The 18,176-nt window shown below is 69.5% G+C and carries 19 protein-coding genes; 12 read left to right on the forward strand and 7 right to left on the reverse strand.

What is annotated here, in order from left to right; all coding sequences use genetic code 11:
* Window positions 1-3: 3 nt before the first annotated feature.
* Window positions 4-867 (reverse strand): hypothetical protein, encoded by an 864-nt coding sequence (locus AB0I12_RS02495; RefSeq protein ID WP_359923454.1) that lies wholly within the window; start codon window positions 865-867, stop codon window positions 4-6.
* A 69-nt stretch (window positions 868-936) separates the two neighbouring features.
* Here AB0I12_RS02495 and AB0I12_RS02500 point away from each other — a divergent pair, with 69 nt between their 5' ends.
* On the forward strand, window positions 937-1,611 hold the full coding sequence (locus tag AB0I12_RS02500) for an HNH endonuclease family protein (RefSeq protein WP_359923457.1): 675 nt from the start codon (window positions 937-939) through the stop codon (window positions 1,609-1,611).
* A 21-nt stretch (window positions 1,612-1,632) separates the two neighbouring features.
* On the opposite strand, the gene AB0I12_RS02505 is transcribed toward AB0I12_RS02500, so the two are convergent.
* Window positions 1,633-2,859 carry a DUF349 domain-containing protein gene (locus tag AB0I12_RS02505; protein ID WP_359923459.1) on the reverse strand — a complete coding sequence of 409 codons (1,227 nt, stop codon included), beginning with the start codon at window positions 2,857-2,859 and terminating at the stop codon, window positions 1,633-1,635.
* A 237-nt stretch (window positions 2,860-3,096) separates the two neighbouring features.
* On the opposite strand from AB0I12_RS02505, the gene AB0I12_RS02510 reads away from it, so the two are divergent.
* The 5 genes from AB0I12_RS02510 (at window position 3,097) to AB0I12_RS02530 (ending at window position 9,222) form a co-directional block, all read left to right on the forward strand.
* The gene (locus tag AB0I12_RS02510; protein ID WP_359923462.1) at window positions 3,097-3,780 is read left to right on the forward strand and encodes an MBL fold metallo-hydrolase; all 684 of its coding nucleotides are present in this window, start codon (window positions 3,097-3,099) and stop codon (window positions 3,778-3,780) included.
* Window positions 3,781-3,782: 2 nt separating this feature from the next.
* Window positions 3,783-5,114, forward strand: a complete 1,332-nt coding sequence (gene hisS / locus AB0I12_RS02515; RefSeq protein WP_359923465.1) for a histidine--tRNA ligase — start codon at window positions 3,783-3,785, stop codon at window positions 5,112-5,114.
* The gene (aspS, locus tag AB0I12_RS02520) at window positions 5,111-6,889 is read left to right on the forward strand and encodes an aspartate--tRNA ligase (RefSeq protein WP_359923467.1); all 1,779 of its coding nucleotides are present in this window, start codon (window positions 5,111-5,113) and stop codon (window positions 6,887-6,889) included. Before hisS ends, aspS begins: the two co-directional genes overlap by 4 nt.
* 127 nt (window positions 6,890-7,016) lie before the next feature.
* Entirely contained in the window at window positions 7,017-8,459 is a 1,443-nt protein-coding gene (locus AB0I12_RS02525) for a DUF2252 domain-containing protein (RefSeq protein WP_359923470.1), read from the forward strand.
* 34 nt (window positions 8,460-8,493) lie between these two features.
* The gene (locus AB0I12_RS02530; protein ID WP_359923472.1) at window positions 8,494-9,222 is read left to right on the forward strand and encodes an ion channel; all 729 of its coding nucleotides are present in this window, start codon (window positions 8,494-8,496) and stop codon (window positions 9,220-9,222) included.
* Here AB0I12_RS02530 and AB0I12_RS02535 read toward each other — a convergent pair.
* From AB0I12_RS02535 to AB0I12_RS02545, 3 genes are all read right to left on the reverse strand, one after another.
* Window positions 9,216-10,118 (reverse strand): MIP/aquaporin family protein, encoded by a 903-nt coding sequence (locus AB0I12_RS02535; RefSeq protein ID WP_359923475.1) that lies wholly within the window; start codon window positions 10,116-10,118, stop codon window positions 9,216-9,218. The two genes, AB0I12_RS02530 and AB0I12_RS02535, sit on opposite strands and share 7 nt — an antisense overlap.
* 112 nt (window positions 10,119-10,230) lie before the next feature.
* Complete coding sequence (locus tag AB0I12_RS02540) at window positions 10,231-11,601, reverse strand: chloride channel protein (RefSeq protein WP_359923478.1); 1,371 nt, start codon at window positions 11,599-11,601, stop codon at window positions 10,231-10,233.
* Between the two features lie 105 nt (window positions 11,602-11,706).
* A complete protein-coding gene (locus AB0I12_RS02545) occupies window positions 11,707-12,387 on the reverse strand; it encodes an arginase family protein (RefSeq protein ID WP_359923481.1) in 681 nt (226 codons plus the stop codon).
* A gap of 26 nt (window positions 12,388-12,413) precedes the next feature.
* On the opposite strand from AB0I12_RS02545, the gene AB0I12_RS02550 reads away from it, so the two are divergent.
* A complete protein-coding gene (locus AB0I12_RS02550) occupies window positions 12,414-12,611 on the forward strand; it encodes a hypothetical protein (RefSeq protein ID WP_359923484.1) in 198 nt (65 codons plus the stop codon).
* An 80-nt stretch (window positions 12,612-12,691) separates the two neighbouring features.
* Here the strand turns inward: AB0I12_RS02550 and AB0I12_RS02555 are convergent, their stop codons facing one another.
* Window positions 12,692-13,336: a methyltransferase domain-containing protein gene (locus AB0I12_RS02555; RefSeq protein WP_359923487.1), complete on the reverse strand. Its 645-nt coding sequence runs from the start codon at window positions 13,334-13,336 to the stop codon at window positions 12,692-12,694.
* Between the two features lie 92 nt (window positions 13,337-13,428).
* On the opposite strand from AB0I12_RS02555, the gene AB0I12_RS02560 reads away from it, so the two are divergent.
* The 3 genes from AB0I12_RS02560 to AB0I12_RS02570 are packed head-to-tail and all read left to right on the forward strand — an operon-like array spanning window position 13,429 to window position 14,680.
* Window positions 13,429-13,854, forward strand: coding sequence for an AraC family transcriptional regulator (locus AB0I12_RS02560; protein WP_359923490.1), 426 nt, complete (start codon window positions 13,429-13,431; stop codon window positions 13,852-13,854).
* A gap of 34 nt (window positions 13,855-13,888) precedes the next feature.
* On the forward strand, window positions 13,889-14,314 hold the full coding sequence (locus AB0I12_RS02565) for a VOC family protein (RefSeq protein ID WP_359923492.1): 426 nt from the start codon (window positions 13,889-13,891) through the stop codon (window positions 14,312-14,314).
* Between the two features lie 12 nt (window positions 14,315-14,326).
* The gene (locus AB0I12_RS02570; protein WP_359923495.1) at window positions 14,327-14,680 is read left to right on the forward strand and encodes a GntR family transcriptional regulator; all 354 of its coding nucleotides are present in this window, start codon (window positions 14,327-14,329) and stop codon (window positions 14,678-14,680) included.
* On the opposite strand, the gene AB0I12_RS02575 is transcribed toward AB0I12_RS02570, so the two are convergent.
* Window positions 14,664-15,368, reverse strand: a complete 705-nt coding sequence (locus AB0I12_RS02575; RefSeq protein WP_359923498.1) for a methyltransferase domain-containing protein — start codon at window positions 15,366-15,368, stop codon at window positions 14,664-14,666. The genes AB0I12_RS02570 and AB0I12_RS02575 overlap by 17 nt on opposite strands.
* Window positions 15,369-15,425: 57 nt before the next feature.
* On the opposite strand from AB0I12_RS02575, the gene AB0I12_RS02580 reads away from it, so the two are divergent.
* Window positions 15,426-15,971 carry a hypothetical protein gene (locus tag AB0I12_RS02580; RefSeq protein WP_359923499.1) on the forward strand — a complete coding sequence of 182 codons (546 nt, stop codon included), beginning with the start codon at window positions 15,426-15,428 and terminating at the stop codon, window positions 15,969-15,971.
* 173 nt (window positions 15,972-16,144) lie between these two features.
* Window positions 16,145-18,166, forward strand: coding sequence for a GxGYxYP domain-containing protein (locus AB0I12_RS02585; protein WP_359923501.1), 2,022 nt, complete (start codon window positions 16,145-16,147; stop codon window positions 18,164-18,166).
* Window positions 18,167-18,176: the final 10 nt, after the last annotated feature.

Raw genomic sequence — 18,176 nt, forward strand, 5'->3', positions numbered from 1 at the left:
GTCTCACCACCGCCGCGGTAGGCGCGGTTCCTGGCAGAGGAAGCCGCCGACGGCGAGTTCCAGGGCTGGGTACGAGCCCCACAGGTCGGTGCGCCGCACGGAGATGACATGCCAGCCGAGACCTTCGAGCTCGGTGCGGCGGGTTTCGTCCTTCAGCTGTTGCTTGGTCGACGAGTGCCAGGCGTCGCTGTCGTACTCCAGCCCGAGCCGCCGCCCGTCCACCGGCCGATCCGGATACCCGAGGTCGAGCCGATAGGTGCGCCGCGGTCCGTTGACCGGCACCTGCAGATCCGGCCGGCCGAAGCCGGCGTCGATCAACCGGAGCCGCAGCCAGGATTCGCCCGGAGACGCCGCCCGACGGTCGGCCCAGCGCAGCACCTCCTGGCCCTGCCGGTAGCCCGCGTGCCGTTCGCACTCGGCGGAGGCCGCGCGGAGCGCCCAGAGGTCGGCCTTGCCGGTGCGGAGGAATGCGTCGACGGCCGACAGCGCGAAGGGTCTCGGGAGTCGCATCGCGAGCTCCACGGCGCTCGCGACCGGGCTCAGGACGCGTAGGCCGCATACCTCCACCGTGTCGTCGGCTTCGCGTGTCCACTGGGCTTCCACGAGCTCGGCAGGCCCGAGCGCGGTCGTGTCGATGCCGTGCAGCCAGGCCGCGGCCGCGCCGCACACGACCGCCTCCGGAGGCGTCAGCAGCCGCAGCGCGTCCGCCCGCAGTTGCTGCGAGTCCGGCACGCGGTGGTCGACGTACACGCCCTTCAGCACCGGGCGGATGTCACCAAGACCGAGCAACCACTTGAGCTTTCGCCCTACCTGGTAAGGCCGGAAGGGGAGACCGCAGAAGTAGTACGGGAAGTCGGCCGGGAGCATCCGGACAGGATCGTCGAAACCCCGCGATCCTGCCGGACGTTGTCCACAGCCTTGCCCTAAGGTCGCCTGATGCGCCCGCTGCTCGCCGCCCTGGCAGTTCTGTTTCTGACCGCTTGCACGCTCCCGGTGGAAGGCACCGAATCGACACCGGCCCCGCCCGCCACCGGTACGGCGAAGTTGATCACCGCCGAGCTGGCGAAGGTGCGAGTCGTCCCGAACCGCCCGAAGGTCCCTGGCTATCAACGCGACCGGTTCGGCCAGACCTGGTCGGACAACCACGCCGGCGTCGGGGGCCACAACGGCTGCGACACCCGCAACGACATGCTGGCCGCACGCCTGACGGCCGTTCAGTATCGCGGCCACACCAAGTGCGTGGTCACCGCCGGGGTCCTGACGTCCGACCCGTACACCGGCCGCCGCATCGAGTTCCGCAAGGCCGACGCGTCCAAGCTCCAGATCGACCACATCTACCCACTGGCCCGCGCCTGGGACATGGGCGCGTCCACCTGGCCCACCCAACGCCGAGTCGACTTCGCCAACGACGAGTCCGCCAACCTCCTGGTGGTGGACGGCTCCTCCAACGCCTCCAAGAGCGACGAAGGCCCAGGGGAGTGGCTCCCCCTCAACCGCACCTACCGGTGCACCTACGTCCTCGAGTACCTCCGGGTGGCCGCGAAGTACACCCTCCCGATCACCACGACCGAGGCCACCACCGCCAGATCCATCACCCACACCTGCCCGTGACGGCTGCGTGGGTTTGGTTGCTCAGCTGAAGTCGGTGAGGGCGTTCTGGGCCTGGGTCAGCCATTCGCGGCGGGCGGCGATGGCTTCGCGGGCTTCGGTGGCCTTGCGGGTGTTGCCCTGGGACTCGAACTTGGCCGCCTGCTTCTCCAGGTCCGCGATCAGTGACTGGAGCTGCTTGACGGTCGCCTCGGCGCGGGCGCGTGCCTCCGGGTTGGAGCGGTTCCAGACCTCGTCCTCGGCCGCCTTCACGGCCTGCTCGACGGCCCGCAGGCGCCCGTCGACGGCGCGCATCGAGTCGCGCGGCACCTTGCCGATCTGGTCCCAGCGGTCCAGGTAGTCGCGGAGCTGCTCGCGGGCGACCCGCGCGTCCTCGACCGGGAGGATGGTCTCGATCTCGGTCAGCAGCGCTTCCTTGGCCCGCAGGTTCTCCACCTGCTCGGCGTTCTCCTCGGCCTGGACGGCGTCCCGCGCGCCGAAGAACTGGTCCTGCGCGGCCCGGAACCGGGCCCATAGTTTGTCGTCCACCTCGCGCGGCGCCGGCCCGGCGGCCTTCCACTGCCGCATCAGGTCCCGGAACCGCCCGGACGTCGGGCCCCACTCGGTCGACGAGGCCAGCGTCTCCGCCTCGGCGGCGAGCCGGTCCTTCACCACGGCGGCCTCCTCGCGCTTGGAGGACAGCTCGGCGAAGTGCTGCTTGCGGTGCCGGGTGTACGTCGTGCGCGCGGAAGAGAAGCGGTGCCACAGCTCGTCGTCCGACGACTTGTCGAGCCGGGGGAGGGCCTTCCATTCGTCGAGCAGCTCACGCAGCCGCGTCACGCCGTGCCGCCAGTCGGTGCCGGCCGCGATGGTCTCGGCCTCGGTGGCGATCTTGGTCTTCGCGGAGCGGGCTTCCTCGACCTTCGCGGCCCGCTCGGCCTTGCGCCGCTCGCGCTGCTGCGCGACCAGCGGGGTGAGCGCCTCGAGCCGCGTCTGCAGGCCGTCCAGGTCGCCGACCGCCTGGGCGTCCTCGATCGCGCCGGTCACCTTCTTGACCGCGGCGCGGGCGTCGTCGGGGGACACCGTGCCCGCCTGGACGCGCTGCTCCAGCAGCTCCACCTCGAACGCCAGCGCGTCGTACCGGCGGGTGTAGAAGGCGAGCGCCTCCTCGGGGTTCGCGTCCGGCCACTGGCCGACCGCCCGTTCACCGTCCTTCGTCCGTACGAAGACCGTTCCGTCCTCGGCTACCCGGCCCCAGTTCTCTCCGGCCACAACTCGCCCCTTCCGGCGGTATGCACTGCGCTCGTGCCCATTCTGGTCAGTCCCCGGTCCAACCGTGCGAACAGGGCCCGCCTGGGCGCGTCGAGCTGCCTTCTCGACGCTTATCCCTGAACAATCACAAACTCCCAGCTCAGGCGCAACGGTGTTGCGTCACAATCCGGTTCGATCTCGGCGATTGCCGACCGGTAGCCTTGGTGGGTCCCGATCTCAGGTCCAGGAAGGTCAGTCGTGCTCATCGCCGGGTTCCCCGCGGGGTCGTGGGGTACGAACTGCTACGTCGTCGCCACCGGCCAGGGCGCGGAGTGCCTCGTGATCGACCCGGGCATGGACGCCGCCCCGGGCGTCGAGCAGGTGGTCCGGGAGAACAAGCTCAAGCCGGTCGCGGTGCTGCTCACGCACGGTCACATCGACCACATGTTCTCGGTCCTCCCGGTCTGCGGGACGTACGACGCGACCGCTTGGATCCACCCCGACGACCGGCACCTGCTGGCCGACCCGATGGCCGGGATCAGCCCGGAGACCGCGCGGATGCTGCTCGGCGGCAACCACGCGTTCGCCGAGCCGGACGACGTCGCCGAGCTGAAGGACGGGCAGTCCCTGGAGCTCGCGGGCCTGGACCTCACCGTCGACCACACCCCGGGCCACACCCGCGGGTCGGTCACGTTCACCACGCCGTACGACGGGCCGGAGGACGTGCCCGCGGTGCTGGTCTCCGGTGACGTGTTGTTCGCCGGGTCGATCGGCCGGACGGATCTGCCTGGGGGCGACCATCCGGCGATGCTGCATACCTTGGCCACCAAGATCCTGCCGATGCGCGACGAGATCGTCGTCCTGCCGGGTCATGGTGGCCAGACCACGATCGGCCGGGAGAAGGCGACCAACCCCTACTTGCAGGACCTGGAGATTCCCTAACCATGAGCAAGGTGACCCCTCTGAGCGGGTTCCCCGAATTCCTTCCGCAGGACCGGATCGTCGAGCAGGAGTTCCTCGACGTGATCCGGGAGACGTTCGAGCTGCACGGATTCGCGTCGATCGAGACCCGCGCGGTCGAGCCGGTCGAGCGGCTGTCCAACCAGGGCGAGGACGCGGACAAGGAGATCTACGGCGTCCGGCGGCTCGCGGCCGGCGCCGACGAGGACGCGGCCCTCGGGCTGCACTTCGACCTGACGGTGCCGTTCGCCCGCTACGTCCTGGAGCACAGCGGCAAGCTGGTGTTCCCGTTCCGGCGTTACCAGATCCAGAAGGTGTGGCGCGGCGAGCGCCCGCAGGAGGGCCGGTACCGCGAGTTCACCCAGGCGGACATCGACATCATCGACAGCGGCGAGCTGCCGTTCCACTACGAGGTCGAGCTGCCGCTGGTGATCGCGGACGCGTTCCGGAAGCTGCCGATCCCGCCGTTCCGGATCCAGGTGAACACCCGGCAGATCCCGGAGGGCTTCTACCGCGGCGTCGGCATCGACGACATCACCGGCACGCTCCGGATCGTCGACAAGCTGGACAAGATCGGCCCGGACAAGGTGACCGAGCTGCTGACCGCCGCGGGCCTGTCCGCCGAGACCGCCAAGCAGGTCCTGCGGCTCGCGGAGATCTCGTCGACGGACGCGTCGTTCGCCGACCAGGTGCGGGCGCTCGGGGTGCAGCACGAGATCCTCGACGAGGGACTCGAGCGGCTGTCGCAGATCATGAACGCCGCCAACGAGCACGCGCCGGGGCTGCTGGTCGCGGACCTGAAGATCGCGCGCGGCCTGGACTACTACACCGGCACCGTCTACGAGACGCAGCTGATCGGCGACGAGGGGTACGGGTCGATCTGCTCCGGCGGGCGGTACGACTCGCTCGCCTCGGACGGCAAAACGACGTACCCCGGCGTCGGGATCTCGATCGGGGTGTCGCGGCTCGTGCACCGGTTGATCAGCAAGGGTTTGCTGACGGCCAGCCGCCGGACGCCGACCGCTGTGCTGATCGCGCTGAACTCCGAGGAGGACCGGGCCGAGGCCATGCGGACCGCCATCGCCCTGCGGGCCCGGGGGATCGCGGTCGAGGTGGCGCCGGCCGCGGCCAAGTTCGGCAAGCAGATCAAGTTCGCGGATCGGCGGGGGATCCCGTTCGTCTGGTTCAGCACCGACAACGGTCCTGAGGTGAAGGACATCCGCAGCGGTGAGCAGGTGCCGGCCGACGCCGCGACCTGGACTCCGCCGGCACAGGACCTACGACCAAGCATCAACACGCACAAGGAGAACTCGTGATCCGTACCCATTCCGCAGGCTCGTTGCGTGCCGAGCACGCCGGGCAGACGGTGATTCTGGCGGGCTGGGTGGCGCGGCGACGCGATCACGGCGGCGTGGCGTTCATCGACCTGCGCGACTCGTCCGGCACGGTCCAGGTCGTGATCCGCGACGAGGAGGCAGCGCACGGCCTGCGGTCGGAGTACTGCCTGAAGATCGTCGGCGAGGTGTCGCCGCGCCCCGAGGGCAACGCGAACCCGAACCTGCCGACCGGCGAGATCGAGATCATCGCCAGCGAGGTCGAGGTGCTGAACGAGGCGGCCCCGCTGCCGTTCCCGGTCGAGGAGCACCACGCGACGCCGGTGAACGAGGAGATCCGGCTCAAGTACCGCTACCTCGACCTGCGCCGGCAGGGTCCGGGCACCGCACTGCGTCTGCGCAGCCAGGTGAACAAGGCCGCCCGCGACGTGCTGGCCGCGCACGACTTCGTCGAGATCGAGACGCCGACGCTGACCCGGTCGACGCCGGAGGGCGCCCGCGACTTCGTGGTGCCGGCCCGCCTGCAGCCGGGCAGCTGGTATGCGCTGCCGCAGTCGCCGCAGCTGTTCAAGCAGCTGCTGATGGTGGCCGGTATGGAGCGGTACTACCAGATCGCCCGCTGCTACCGCGACGAGGACTTCCGCGCCGACCGGCAGCCCGAGTTCACCCAGCTCGACATCGAGATGAGCTTCGTCGACCAGGACGACATCATCGCGCTGTCGGAGGAGATCCTCACCGCGCTGTGGAAGCTCGTCGGGTACGACGTGCAGACGCCGATCCCGCGGATGACGTACGGCGAGGCGATGGCGCGGTTCGGCTCCGACAAGCCGGACCTGCGGATGGGCCTCGAGCTCGTCGAGTGCACCGAGTACTTCAAGAACACGCCGTTCCGGGTCTTCCAGGCGCCGTACGTCGGCGCGGTCGTGATGCCGGGCGGCGCCGACCAGCCGCGCAAGCAGCTCGACGCGTGGCAGGAGTGGGCCAAGCAGCGCGGCGCCCGCGGCCTGGCGTACGTGCTCGTCGGCCAGGACGGTGAGCTCGGCGGGCCGGTCGCGAAGAACCTGTCCGAGGAGGAGCGCGCCGGGATCGCCGACCACGTCGGTGCGAAGCCGGGCGACTGCATCTTCTTCGCCGCGGGCCCGATCAAGCCGTCGCGGGCGCTGCTCGGCGCGGCCCGGCTGGAGATCGGCCGTCGCGGCGGCCTGATCGACGAGTCGGCGTGGTCGTTCGTCTGGGTCGTGGACGCGCCGCTGTTCGAGCCGGCCGACGACGCGACGGCGGCCGGTGACGTCGCGGTCGGCTCCGGTGCGTGGACCGCCGTGCACCACGCGTTCACGTCGCCGAAGCCGGACTCGCTGGCGACGTTCGACACCGACCCGGGGTCGGCGCTGGCCTACGCGTACGACATCGTCTGCAACGGCAACGAGATCGGCGGCGGCTCGATCCGTATCCATCGCGAGGACGTGCAGAAGCGCGTCTTCAAGGTGATGGGCCTCAGCGACGAGGAGGCGACCGAGAAGTTCGGGTTCCTGCTCGACGCGTTCAAGTTCGGCGCGCCGCCGCACGGCGGCATCGCGTTCGGCTGGGACCGGATCACCGCGCTGCTGGCCGGTACCGAGTCGATCCGCGACGTGATCGCGTTCCCGAAGTCCGGCGGCGGGTTCGACCCGCTGACCGCGGCGCCGGCGCCGATCACGCCGGAGCAGCGCAAGGAAGCCGGCGTCGACGCGAAGCCCGAGGAGAAGAAGGCGGAATAAGCCGCAACCGCGCCGGCCGGGCCCGGAGGCCCGGCCGGTCCGGTCATCCGGGCGGGGTGATTCCCCGGCGACCCGTCTCAGGTGTCATCGAAGAGCGAGGGAGGACACCAGGGGAGGGGTGACTCAGGTGACACCAAGAAGGAGCGTTCCGCACCCGAACATCGAAGAACGCCGGGCCCGGGGCAAGGCGGCGCGAGAGCTGGTGCCACGCTCCAGCCACAGCGGCTGGAAGCCGGCCGCTGACCGGCCCGACCCGGTCGGTCTGCTCGAGGAGCAGAACACGACCCGCGAGTCCGACCTGGTTCCGGTCCGGCACGGGCGGATGCTGGCGTCGCCGTTCACCTTCTATCGCGGCGCGGCCAAGATCATGGCCGCCGACCTGAACGGCACGCCGACGGCCGGTCTCGGCGTCCAGCTGTGCGGCGATGCCCACCTCTCGAACTTCGGGGCGTTCGCCTCGCCCGAGCGGCATTTGCTGTTCGATCTGAACGACTTCGACGAGACCCTGCCCGGGCCGTTCGAGTACGACGTCAAGCGGATGGCGGCCAGCTTCACGATCGCGGCGCGCAACAACGGCTTCAGCGCGGCGGATGCCCGCGCGGTCACGCTCGTGTCGGCGGCGGCGTACCGTAAGGCGATGGCCGACTTCGCGCAGATGGGCACGCTGGACATCTGGTACGCACACCTGGACGAGGAAGACCTGGTGGCCGCGATGCGCAAGGCCGCGGCCAAGGCCGGCAAGCACCCGAAGCAGGCGAAGGTGGCCAAGCGGGCCGAGGCCACGGGCGTGAAGACCCTCGCGAAGGCCCACTCACGGGACAGTCTGCAGGCGTTGTCGAAGCTCGGTGAGCTGGTCGACGGACGGTACCGGATCGTCAGCCGGCCGCCGATCGTGGTCCCGATCCGGGAGCTGCAGAGCACCTACGGCCTGTCCGGCGACGAGGTCGAGCGCGGACTCCGCGAGCAGTTCCGCGCCTACCGGGCCACGCTGCGCGACGATCAGCGTCAACTGCTGGAGCGGTTCGAACTGGTCGACGTCGCCCGCAAGGTGGTCGGGGTCGGGAGCGTCGGGACCCGGGCGTTCATCGGTCTGCTGCAGGGCCGCGACCAGGGTGATCCGCTCTTCCTGCAGGTCAAGGAGGCCACGAGGTCCGTCCTGGAGGATCACCTGCCGCGGAGCCGGTACAAGCAGCACGGCGAGCGAGTGGTGTACGGCCAGCGGATGATGCAGGCCGCCAGCGACATCTTCCTCGGGTGGACGAAGGGTCTCGACGTCGAACGGCACTTCTACTGGCGGCAACTGCGCGACATGAAGGGATCGGCCGATGTCGAGGCGATGATCCCGACCGGTCTCACCCTGTACGCCCGGATCTGCGGATGGACCCTGGCCAGGGCACACGCCCGCTCCGGTGATCCGGTCGCGCTGGACGCCTACCTGGGCAAGCGCGACGAGTTCGAGCAGTCGATCGCCGATTTCTCCGAGCGCTACGCCGACCAGAACGAGCAGGACTACCAGGCCTTCGCCGCGGCGGTTCGATCCGGGCGGGTCGAGGCGGTCGAAGGCGTCTGAAGACCATCTGAGTACCGTCTGAGTGCTGAGTGTGATGGCGGACAGCCCCGACCACCAGGTGCGGCGACCACGACGCCGCACCAGACCGCTCCGCGACGTCTTCGGCTCGCCTGACAGTTACGGCCTGGTGCTGGTGCTCATTCTGGTCACCTACACCGTCTCGGCGACGCTCACGGCGTCATGGGCGTTGTCGCTGGTGCTGTTCGTGCAGATCGCGACCATCTGGACGACGCTCCAGGCCTCGCAGGCCCGGCGCCGTCTCCGTGTTGTCGCCAGCGCGGTCCTGCTCGCCTCGACCGGTGTCGCGGTCCTGCATCTGTTCGTCCCTGACAGGCCGTCCGGCAGCGGTCTCATCGCGGTGACCTGCGGCGTGCTGTACCTGATCGCGCCCGGCGTGATCGTCCGGCACCTGGTGCTGCGCCCGACCGTGGACTTCGAGACTTTGCTAGGCGCGATCGCCGCCTACCTGATGCTCGGGATGGCGTTCGCGTTCTCCTACCGGGCCTTGGGGGTCCTGCAGGACGGTTCGTTCTTCGGTGCCCAAGGCGAGGGCAACATCTCCCAGGACCTGTTCTTCTCGTTCACGACGCTGACCACAACGGGCTACGGCAACCTGGTGCCGGCGCGGAACCCGGGCCAGAGCCTCGCGGTCGGCGAGATGGTGCTCGGCCAGTTGTTCCTGGTGACGGCCGTGGCCAAGGTCGTGAACGCCGTCCAGCCCGGCCGAGGCCGGCGGCGCCCGCCCGGCGACGACGGTCAGTGACCGCGTGACCGGGGATCCTGCGCTTCGGTGCGCGGCTGCGTCCCGGTCCGCCAGTCCACACCGAGGGTGCCCTGCGCGGCCGACATCCCGCTCCGGCCACCGCCACGGCCCCGGAGTACGAAGGCAAGACCGACGGCGACGACGGCGCCCGCGGTGGGACCGACCAGATACGCCCACCACGCGGTCCAGTCGTTGAGCACCAGAGCCGGTCCGAGCGAACGCGCCGGGTTCATCGACGCGCCGCTGACAGCCGATCCCCACAACCCGGCCAACGCGATGTAGCTGCCCACGCCGAGTGCAGCGAACGGGCCGATCTGCTGGGCACCGGAGGCGGTTCCCAGGATCACGCTCACGAGTCCGGTGGTCAGCACGATCTCCCACAGCATCGCCGTGGTCCCCGAGATCCCCGAACCGGGCAGGGTCAGCCCCGCGCTGCCCTGTTTGCCGATCAGCGCGACCAGGAGGAGCGTGGCGAGTCCGGCGCCCACGAACTGGGCGACGATGTACGCCGGTACCCGCTTCCACGGGAAGTCGCCGCGGAGCGCGAACGCGACGCTGACCGCAGGGTTCAGGTGCGCCCCGGACACCGCGCCCATGAACAGGATGATCGCCGCCACCATCAGCGCCGGCGACACGACGCGCGCGCCGTACGGGACCGCGTCGCCGCCGAAGCGCGCATTGACCATGCCGCCGCCGACGGCGACGAGGACGAGGAAGAACGTGCCGAGCAGCTCGGAGAACAACCGCCGGCCCTCATAACTCCCGTCCCAGAAGTCGAATTCGTGGGCCACCGAGTTCGGCACCCCGAAGGATCGCAGCGCGACCTCGACGTGGTCTCTCCCGCCGACGCGACTCTGCGTCGCGGGCGCGGCCTCCCCGTCCGGACTGTTGGCCATCTGGCACCTCTTTCCGGCTGCCCTGGACCTGGCGTTCGCCAGGCGCGGGGCCGTCTCGCACACACGTAGCCCCGGCGAGCGCCAGCATCCCCGGCGGCACGCGCGAACGGCATCATCCCTCTGGGGTGATCGTGCGCCGTGCCGAGAGCATCAGCGTGCTGATGTAGGCCACGACCACCGACACGATGACGAGCGGCGCGACCCCACCTCCGGCCCGGGTGATCAGCAGAGCGAGCACGATCGCGGACAGTGGCAGCCTCAGGACGGCGACGACGGAGGCCCCGATCAGGACGCCGACGGCCGGGGTCTGCGCGAACCCGGGGAGATCCGCTGCCAGCAGGCCGCCGACCAGCGCGAGGAAGATGGCGGGGAACGTCGGACCGCCGCGCGCGGCGCCGAGCGACACGCCCCACGCCAGGGCCTTGGCCACCAGGAGGAGCGCGATCGTGCCCTGCGAGACGGTCGCAGCGTCCTTGAGGGTTGCGGACATCTCGTCCTGGCCCGAGAACAGCACCGCGTTGGCGGGTTGCCCGCTGATCTGGGCGAAGGCGATGGCCAGCAGACCGACCACCAGGGCGGCGGCCGGAATCAGGAAGAACGGGCGCCGTACGACCAGCGAGCGCGTGTACCGTGCCAGCGTCATGACCGCGAAGACTCCGGCGGCTGCCACCAAGGCCAGCGGGATCGTCCAGAGGAAGTCGACGAACCGCGGGATCGGGTAGGCCGGGAGCGTCAGCGGCGGCAGCGCGAACGCGTTGGTGCTCAGGCCGGTCAGATGGCCGATCCCGACGAAGACCAGGGAGCCGATGCCGGACGCGAGCAGACCCGGCAGCAGGATCAGCGGCAGCGTCGGTCCGCCGAGGCCCGCAGCCTCGATGATGATCACCGCACCGATGACCGGCGAGCCGAAGATCGTCGCCAGCGCGGCGAATCCGCCCGCCGCGGCGAGGATGAGCTTGGCCTGGTCAGGGACGGGGCGCCGCGCCCGATCCGCCAGGAACAGCGCCACGCCGCCCCCCAGGGCGAGCAAGGGCGCCTCCGGTCCGAGGACCAGTCCCATGCCGACCGTGGCGGCGGCGGCCAGGACGACGCCGGGCAGTTCGACAGGAGTGGTCGGTGCGCCGGTCTTCAACCCCTGGGACGGTTCGTGGCCGCCGTGACCGGGCAGTCGCACGATGGCGAACGCGATCACCAGTCCGGCCACCGCGAGCACCGGCAGCGGCCACCACCAGGGAGCCGAGTCGAAGCCGAGGGTCTTCGGCAGGTCGGTGTACACCGCCTCTTGCAGCCAGTGGGTGCCCTCGAGGAAGCCCCACGACGCGAGCGACACGGCGATGCCGACCAGCGCCGACACGACCAGCAGACCGCGGTACTGCCGGCTCCGCATCAGCACCTGCGGATCGGCAGCCCGGCCTGCGGTCGCCGGCTCCCCTCCCGCTTGCCCACCCGTCTGTCCGCTCGACTGCCCACTCGACTGACTCATCGGCTGCGCACCCCCTGCGACGATCGCCGCCCCTCGAACCACCATGCGCGCCGTGGCCAAGACCCGACAACCCCCGGGAGACCTCTGCGGCCTGCCGTCGCTGAGTCAGGCGAAGCGCAGCAGAGCCGTTCCGAGGGCGCGGACGATCTCCTCCTCGTGCGGATTCCGCGCCCGCGGAGCGTGCTCGGTGATCGCGGCGCCGACCACGTCGTCGAGGCCGGCGATCAGGTCCAGCACGCGGGCGACCGACGGGCCGGCGGGATAGGAGTAGCCGACGGAGGCGAACTCGGCCGGGTCCAGGACGTCCAGGTCCACATGCACGTACAGCGGCCCCTGCAAGCCGTCGACGGCCGCCTCCAGATCATTCACGCCGTACGGACGAAGACCTTTGCTCCGCAGATACTCCTGCTCGCAGTCGTCGATCACCCGGACGCCGGTGAAGACGACCTGGTGCGGCGTGAGCGGCCGCTTCGGCGACAACGCGGGCGGGCCGTCGCCGAGCAGCGTACGAACCACCATGCCGTGGAACGCGCCGGAGAACGGATCGCCCGGCCCGTACACGTCGGTGTTGGCGTCGATCCACAGCACCGTCAGATCCTCGCCGTACCGCTCGGCTGCCGCGGAGATCGGGACGAGGTCCACCGCACAGTCCCCGCCGGCGGTCAGGACGAAGTCGTCAACCGTCCCGAGCGCCGCCTTGGTCGCCCGCTGTACGGCGACCAGCGCGGCGGCGGCGCGCACACCGTCGGCCATCGGCGAGTCGGACTCCGGAACTTCCACCGTCACCACTCGATCCGCCGGGACGAGGGCGGATGTCCGGCGAGCGCCGTCGGCCAGAAACGATGCGGACCCGGCTGCGGATCCTTGCCATTGCGGTACGCAAAGCACAGTTGACACAGAACGAACCCTTCGCGCTGGATGAGCCGAACGGGTCGATGTCCCGTCCGGAAACGACCGACCGCCGATCGATCAAGCCCATCCGGCCCGGCGCTGCCGCAGCAACCGCCTGAGCTCGGCCGCGCGCAGCTCACACCGCTGTGAGGGGAGCACCGTGCGCGACATGCAGCCAAGCTACACGTCGATCGGGTATTCAAACCGGTTGTGCACGTACCCACATCCTGTCGGGAGTGAGATAGCCGGCGCGGCGCAGTCCGGCCTCGGCCAGTTGGGCGTCCAGCGCGTCCTCGGACAGGTTCTTGGTCACGATGCGCTGGGACCAGGAGCGGCCGTCGATGGTGTGGGTCAGGGTGGCGGCCTGGACGCCGTCGGGGAGGTCCTCGACCTCGGAGATCACCATCGTGCTGTGTTCGCGTTCCATGGTCGCGGGGGCGTGCCTGGTGCCCGGAATCTCCTGCTGGAGGAGGACCGCGCCGCCAGGGCGGACGTGATGGGCGCAGGTCCGGAGCAGGCGGAGGCGTTCGGCGTCGTCGGCGACGTTGATCAGGAACGACATCATCAGCACGACGTCGAACCTCCGCTCCAGCCGCAGATCGCCGATCGTCGCCCGGATCGTCTCGGTCCCGGTGATCCGGGCGATCATCTCCGCGGACTCGTCGACGGCGACCACGTGGTGGCCGACGGCGACCAGCGGACGGGTGATCCGCCCGGTGCCGCAGCCGAGCTCGAGGATGCTGCTGCCCGGATCGATCGCGGCGTTGATCAGCTCGTCCTCGCCGTGCGCCTGCGTGAGCTCGTACAGCTCCACGGCGCTGCCGTCCGGCGTGTGCGGTCCCACCTTGTCCGACTCTCATGCGCCGTACGATCCGCCGGCGCGCGGTGCCAGTGCCAGTCTTTCGGTGCCCGCCGAAACTATCTAGGCTCGGCGGTGTGAGCGACGTACCGGTGGAGCTGCTCCCGCACCTGCGGCGGGCGCGGGACGTTGCTGACCGCAACTATGCCGAGCCGCTCGACCTGGCGGCGCTGGCGTCCGCGGCCGGTGTCTCGAAGTACCACTTCCTGCGGTGCTTCGCCGCGACGTACGGCGAGACGCCGATGCAGTACGTGACGCGGCGGCGGATCGAGCGCGCGACCGATCTGCTCCGGGCGACCAACCTGACCGTGACCGAGGTCTGCGGGCTGGTCGGGTACAGCAGCCTCGGGTCGTTCTCGCAGCGGTTCACCGAGCTGGTCGGGATGCCGCCGACGCAGTACCAGCGGACCCAGAGCGGCGCGCGGATCCCTGGCTGTTTCGTTTTCATGCTCGGACTCAACTCCGCAATTCCGGAGAAGCCGGCGGGGGAGTCCGGCGCCTAACGTCGTGCCGACACCCGATCTCCAGGAGGAACTTGTGATCACCAACATCAGCCTGATCAGCGTGTTCGTCGACGACATCGACGAGGCGCTGGCGTTCTACACCGGCAAGCTCGGGTTCGTGCTGAACACCGATGTGAAGCTGCCCGACTTCCGCTGGTGCACGGTGCACCACGCCGATCATCCCGAGCTGGAACTGCAGCTCGCGCTGCCGGGTCCGCCGCTCGACGAGGAGTCCACGGCGGCGATCAAGCGGATGATGGCGAAGGGCACGATGCACGGGTTCGGCATCGCCACCGACGACTGCCGCAAGACGTTCACCGAGCTGACCGCCAAGGGGGTCGAGTACATCCAGGAGCCGTCGGACCGGCCGTACGGCGTGGAGGCGGTGCTGCGGGACAACTCGGGGAACTGGCTCGTCCTCGTGGAGCAGCGGCCGTACACGGCGGAGGACTTCACCTGAGATGCTGACCGGATGGACATCACAGTCGATCCGGTCGGGCTGACACCGCCGTACGAGCAGGTCCGCTCGCAGATCGAGGCGCTGATCCGGGCCGGCGAACTGGCCCGCGGGACCCGGCTGCCGACCGTACGCCAGCTGTCGCTCGACCTCGGGCTGGCGGTGAACACCGTCGCCCGCGCCTACAAGGAGCTGGAAGCCGACCAGCTGGTCGAGACCCGCGGCCGCAACGGCACCTTCGTCCTCGCCTCGCGCAGCCAGATCAACGACGCGGCCACCCACACTGCCGCCGTCAACCTCGCCCGCACCGCCCGCGAAGCCGGCCTGTCCCTGGCAGAGGCCACCCAGATCCTCAACCAAGCCTGGTAGCCACGACGTCTCCGCCTTGCTGCGAGACGACGTGGAAACCGGCGCGCTGCAATTCGGCCTGCAGCGCTTCGGGGCGCAGGTGGCGGCGGTGGGGGAGATACCAGGTGTTGTCGAGGTGGACCGCGTCGGCGATCGGGGCGGTGGTCTTCTGGTAGCAGATGCCGGTGGTGGCGTCGTACCGGAAGTCGTCCTCGTAGACGCGGGTCGGATCGTACATGGCGGTCGAGAGGATGTACCGGCCGTTCGGTTTCAGGCGGTCGCGTACGGCGGTGAGGACGCGGGAGCGGTCCGCGTCCGTGACGATCGACTGGAGACAGTAGCTGTCGAGCACCACGTCGTACTGCTTGGACGTCGCGGGCATGGCGCAGACGTCCTGTACGGAGAAGTTGACGTCCAGGCCGCGTTCCTGCGCGAATCGCCGGGCCAGCCGGATCGCTTCGGGGATCAGGTCGATCGCGTCGACGTGGAAGCCGCGCGCGGCGAGGAAGCAGGCCGCGGCGCCGGTGCCGCAGCCGTACTCGAGGACGTCGGCCGGTTGTTCCGGGAGTACGCGCTCGAGGAAGGCCCGGTTCGGGAAGGCCTCGAAGTCGTCGGTCCGGTCCTGCTCGAAGAGGTCGTTCCACTGGGTCAGGCCTTCCCGCTCGAGTCGTCGGTAGGCCGCCAGGTGCTCCGGGTAGTAGTACCGCACCCCGCTTACTATGGCTCGCCGCCGTACGGCGGACCAGTCGTTTTGGAGGGCGGGCGGATGGGCGAGGAGACCGAGTCGGCGCGGAGCCGCGCAGCCGACGACGCGGCTGGGGACGCCGCTGTGGAGGCTGCCTACCGGCTCCGGGAGGACGCCGAGGAGGCGAAGTCCGATCCGGCGGTCCAGGAGGAGTGGATCCGGCAGTCCAACCTGATCTACGGCGGACTCGGCGCCGCCGGCCTGGTCGTCGTGCAGCCGTTCCTGACCACGTCCCCACTCGACCTGACCGCGACGATCTGCGTCGTGGCTTTCGCTGTCGCGATCCCGTTGCTGGCGGCGCTCCTGGTACTCAACCGTCAGGAAGCGTTCCGCCGCCAGGTCACCAGATCACGCCTGGTCAGCGTGGCCAAAACCCTCGCCGAAGGCGCCTCCTTCGTCGGCCTCACGGCAGCCTTCTGGCACATCTCCCTGATCGCCGGCATCACCTTCCTCCTCACCGCCTTCTTCGCCGTCGGCGTCCACTCCGCCGGCTACACCAAACTCGAGTACGACGGCTCCTTCCGCGCCAGATTCCGCCGTACCACCGGCAAGCCGCCCGCGGCGTGACGACAGGCCACATGCGGTCCGCGTCGTCGTTGAGCTGACGCGCTGGACCGGTTCAGCGGAAACGATTCCAAGAAAGTCGGGTCAACGTTGTAGTGAGCTATGTACACGCTCTCTTCGCGTTGCTAGATTCCGGGCTGATTTGACATCGATGTCAACCTCAGGGAGTGGTCGCGATGGTTTCGAGACGTACGTTCCTGGCGGGTGGCGGCGCGGTGGCGGCCGGTGGGTTCGGGGTGGTTCCGATGCTCGCGGGTGAGGCACACGCCGCAGTTTCATCGACGTCCGGCAGCCCCGCTCGGCTGCTGCCGGTGTTCAACCGCCCAAGGCACCTGGATTACGGCGACGTCAGCAAACTCAGCGGGGGAGACCAGACCCTGCTGACAACGTTGCAAGGCATCGTCAACCGTACTGAGCCGGAGTTGTACTTCATCTACGACACCGGAACCGAGAGCGTGCCGGACGCCCGCTGGCTGTCCGACATGCGCCTGCCGAAGAAGGAGTACAAGAACCCGCTCGACCTGGTCGCGAAGTACCGCGGCCGGATCCGCGGCGCGATCGTGCACGACCCCGCCGTACCGGACTCGCTGAACGTGGCGACGACGCTCGCCGGCCTCGAGAACGCGGTCGTCGCCGACGCCGACCAGGCCAAGGCGCACGGGCTGCGGATCGTGAAGGACCTGCGCGGGATGTTCGACGACGACCGCGTGAAGACCTACCGCTGGCAGCTCGACAACCTGTTCGGCAAGGTCACGCACAAGCTGCTCGCCGGCCTCCCGCCGACCCGCGTGGTCGACGTCGAGGGCGTCCAGTGGCTGGAGATCGCCCGCGAGACCCAGCAGATCCGCGACTCGTCGAACCGCGGCACCTACAACCTGGACGTCTCCGCCAAGCTCGGCAAGGAGGCCGTCTACGTCCGGTTCGCGGACTCGTTCACCGACGACGGCTGGGGCGCCTCGGTCCGGCACGTGGTGGTGACGGCCAACGGCGCCGAGATCGCCCGCTTCGAGCCGAACAGCCCGGAGGAGGCGCCGTACCTGTTCGACGGCTCGCACTCGTCGATCGGCGGTGAGGCCAACCGCTTCGCCGACGGCGGCAACTACTGGATCTACCGCTTCGAACCGCCCGCGGGTACGACGTCTCTCGTCGTCACCGTGGAGATGTGGAACCAGTACCTGGTGTCCGCGACCGACACGTCGCCGACCCGCATCGAGCCGTTCCCGTACTTCCGCGACTATGTGGTGGCAACCAAGGCCCTGGTGAGTTGGCTGCCGCCGGGTGGTGCGACGGGCGACCTGCTCATCGAGCACTACGCGAAGTACCCGACGCTGGCGCCGTACATGGGCTGGTTCGCGAACGACGTCTCCGGTGAGTGGGACGGCGTCGACCTCGCGAGCAAGGGCGGCTCGCCCGTGGTCGCGGCCGACTTCTACATGAACGGCACCGTGCACGCCGGGATGGCGGACCCGATCTCCGACAAGCCCCGGCCGATCCGGCGCATCGACAAGCCGAAGAACAAGGTCTACGTGACGCTGACCTTCGGTGAGGGCGACAACATCCAGTACTGCCAGCGCCGGCTGCGGGAGATCTGGGACGACCCGAAGCGCGGCCAGGTGCCGACCAACTGGACGATCAGCCCGCTGCTGGCCGAGTCGGGCCCCAACATCTACAGCTACTTCCAGCGCACCGCGACCGCGAACGACCTGCTGGTCTGCGGCCCGTCCGGCGGCGGGTACACGTACCCCGCCTCGTGGAAGCCCGACGAGCTCACGGAGTACCTGAAGATGACCGGCTCGTTCATGCGCCGCACCGCGCTGGACGTGATCTACGCGTACAGCGGTCGCGAGAACAACACCTGGGTCCCGCTGTCCAAAGAGATCGCCGAGGGGTTCGCCGAGTACACGCCGACCAAGGGGATCATGCAGACCTGGGACGGCGATCCGCTCACCGTCCGGCAGGGCGGTATCCCGATCACCGGCGGCTGGGGCGCGCCCGGCAAGGCGGCGGAGTTCAAGGCGGCGCTGGACCGGCGGATCGCGAACTGGGACGGTGCGAGCCCGCTGTTCGTGTCGGGGCTGATCGGCGCCTGGTCGTGGACGCCGTCCGACATGGCCGAACTCGGGCCGCTGCTCACCGATCCGTACGAGCTGATCCTCGCGAACAGCTTCTACGACCTGCTCAACCGAGTGCTTCCCTAAACAAGCAGGC

It is taken from the genome of Kribbella sp. NPDC050459 (assembly GCF_040655315.1).
GTDB lineage: Bacteria > Actinomycetota > Actinomycetes > Propionibacteriales > Kribbellaceae > Kribbella.

Bases quoted from the DNA above. Each gene is read 5' to 3' on its own strand.
- AB0I12_RS02580 (WP_359923499.1), top strand. From the start codon at position 15,426: ATGGGCGAGGAGACCGAGTCGGCGCGGAGCCGCGCAGCCGACGACGCG.
- AB0I12_RS02585 (WP_359923501.1), top strand. From the start codon at position 16,145: ATGGTTTCGAGACGTACGTTCCTGGCGGGTGGCGGCGCGGTGGCGGCC.
- AB0I12_RS02540 (WP_359923478.1), bottom strand. From the start codon at position 11,601: ATGAGTCAGTCGAGTGGGCAGTCGAGCGGACAGACGGGTGGGCAAGCG.
- AB0I12_RS02530 (WP_359923472.1), top strand. From the start codon at position 8,494: ATGGCGGACAGCCCCGACCACCAGGTGCGGCGACCACGACGCCGCACC.
- AB0I12_RS02535 (WP_359923475.1), bottom strand. From the start codon at position 10,118: ATGGCCAACAGTCCGGACGGGGAGGCCGCGCCCGCGACGCAGAGTCGC.
- AB0I12_RS02550 (WP_359923484.1), top strand. From the start codon at position 12,414: ATGTCCGGCGAGCGCCGTCGGCCAGAAACGATGCGGACCCGGCTGCGG.
- hisS (WP_359923465.1), top strand. From the start codon at position 3,783: ATGAGCAAGGTGACCCCTCTGAGCGGGTTCCCCGAATTCCTTCCGCAG.
- AB0I12_RS02570 (WP_359923495.1), top strand. From the start codon at position 14,327: ATGGACATCACAGTCGATCCGGTCGGGCTGACACCGCCGTACGAGCAG.
- AB0I12_RS02500 (WP_359923457.1), top strand. From the start codon at position 937: ATGCGCCCGCTGCTCGCCGCCCTGGCAGTTCTGTTTCTGACCGCTTGC.
- AB0I12_RS02495 (WP_359923454.1), bottom strand. From the start codon at position 867: ATGCTCCCGGCCGACTTCCCGTACTACTTCTGCGGTCTCCCCTTCCGG.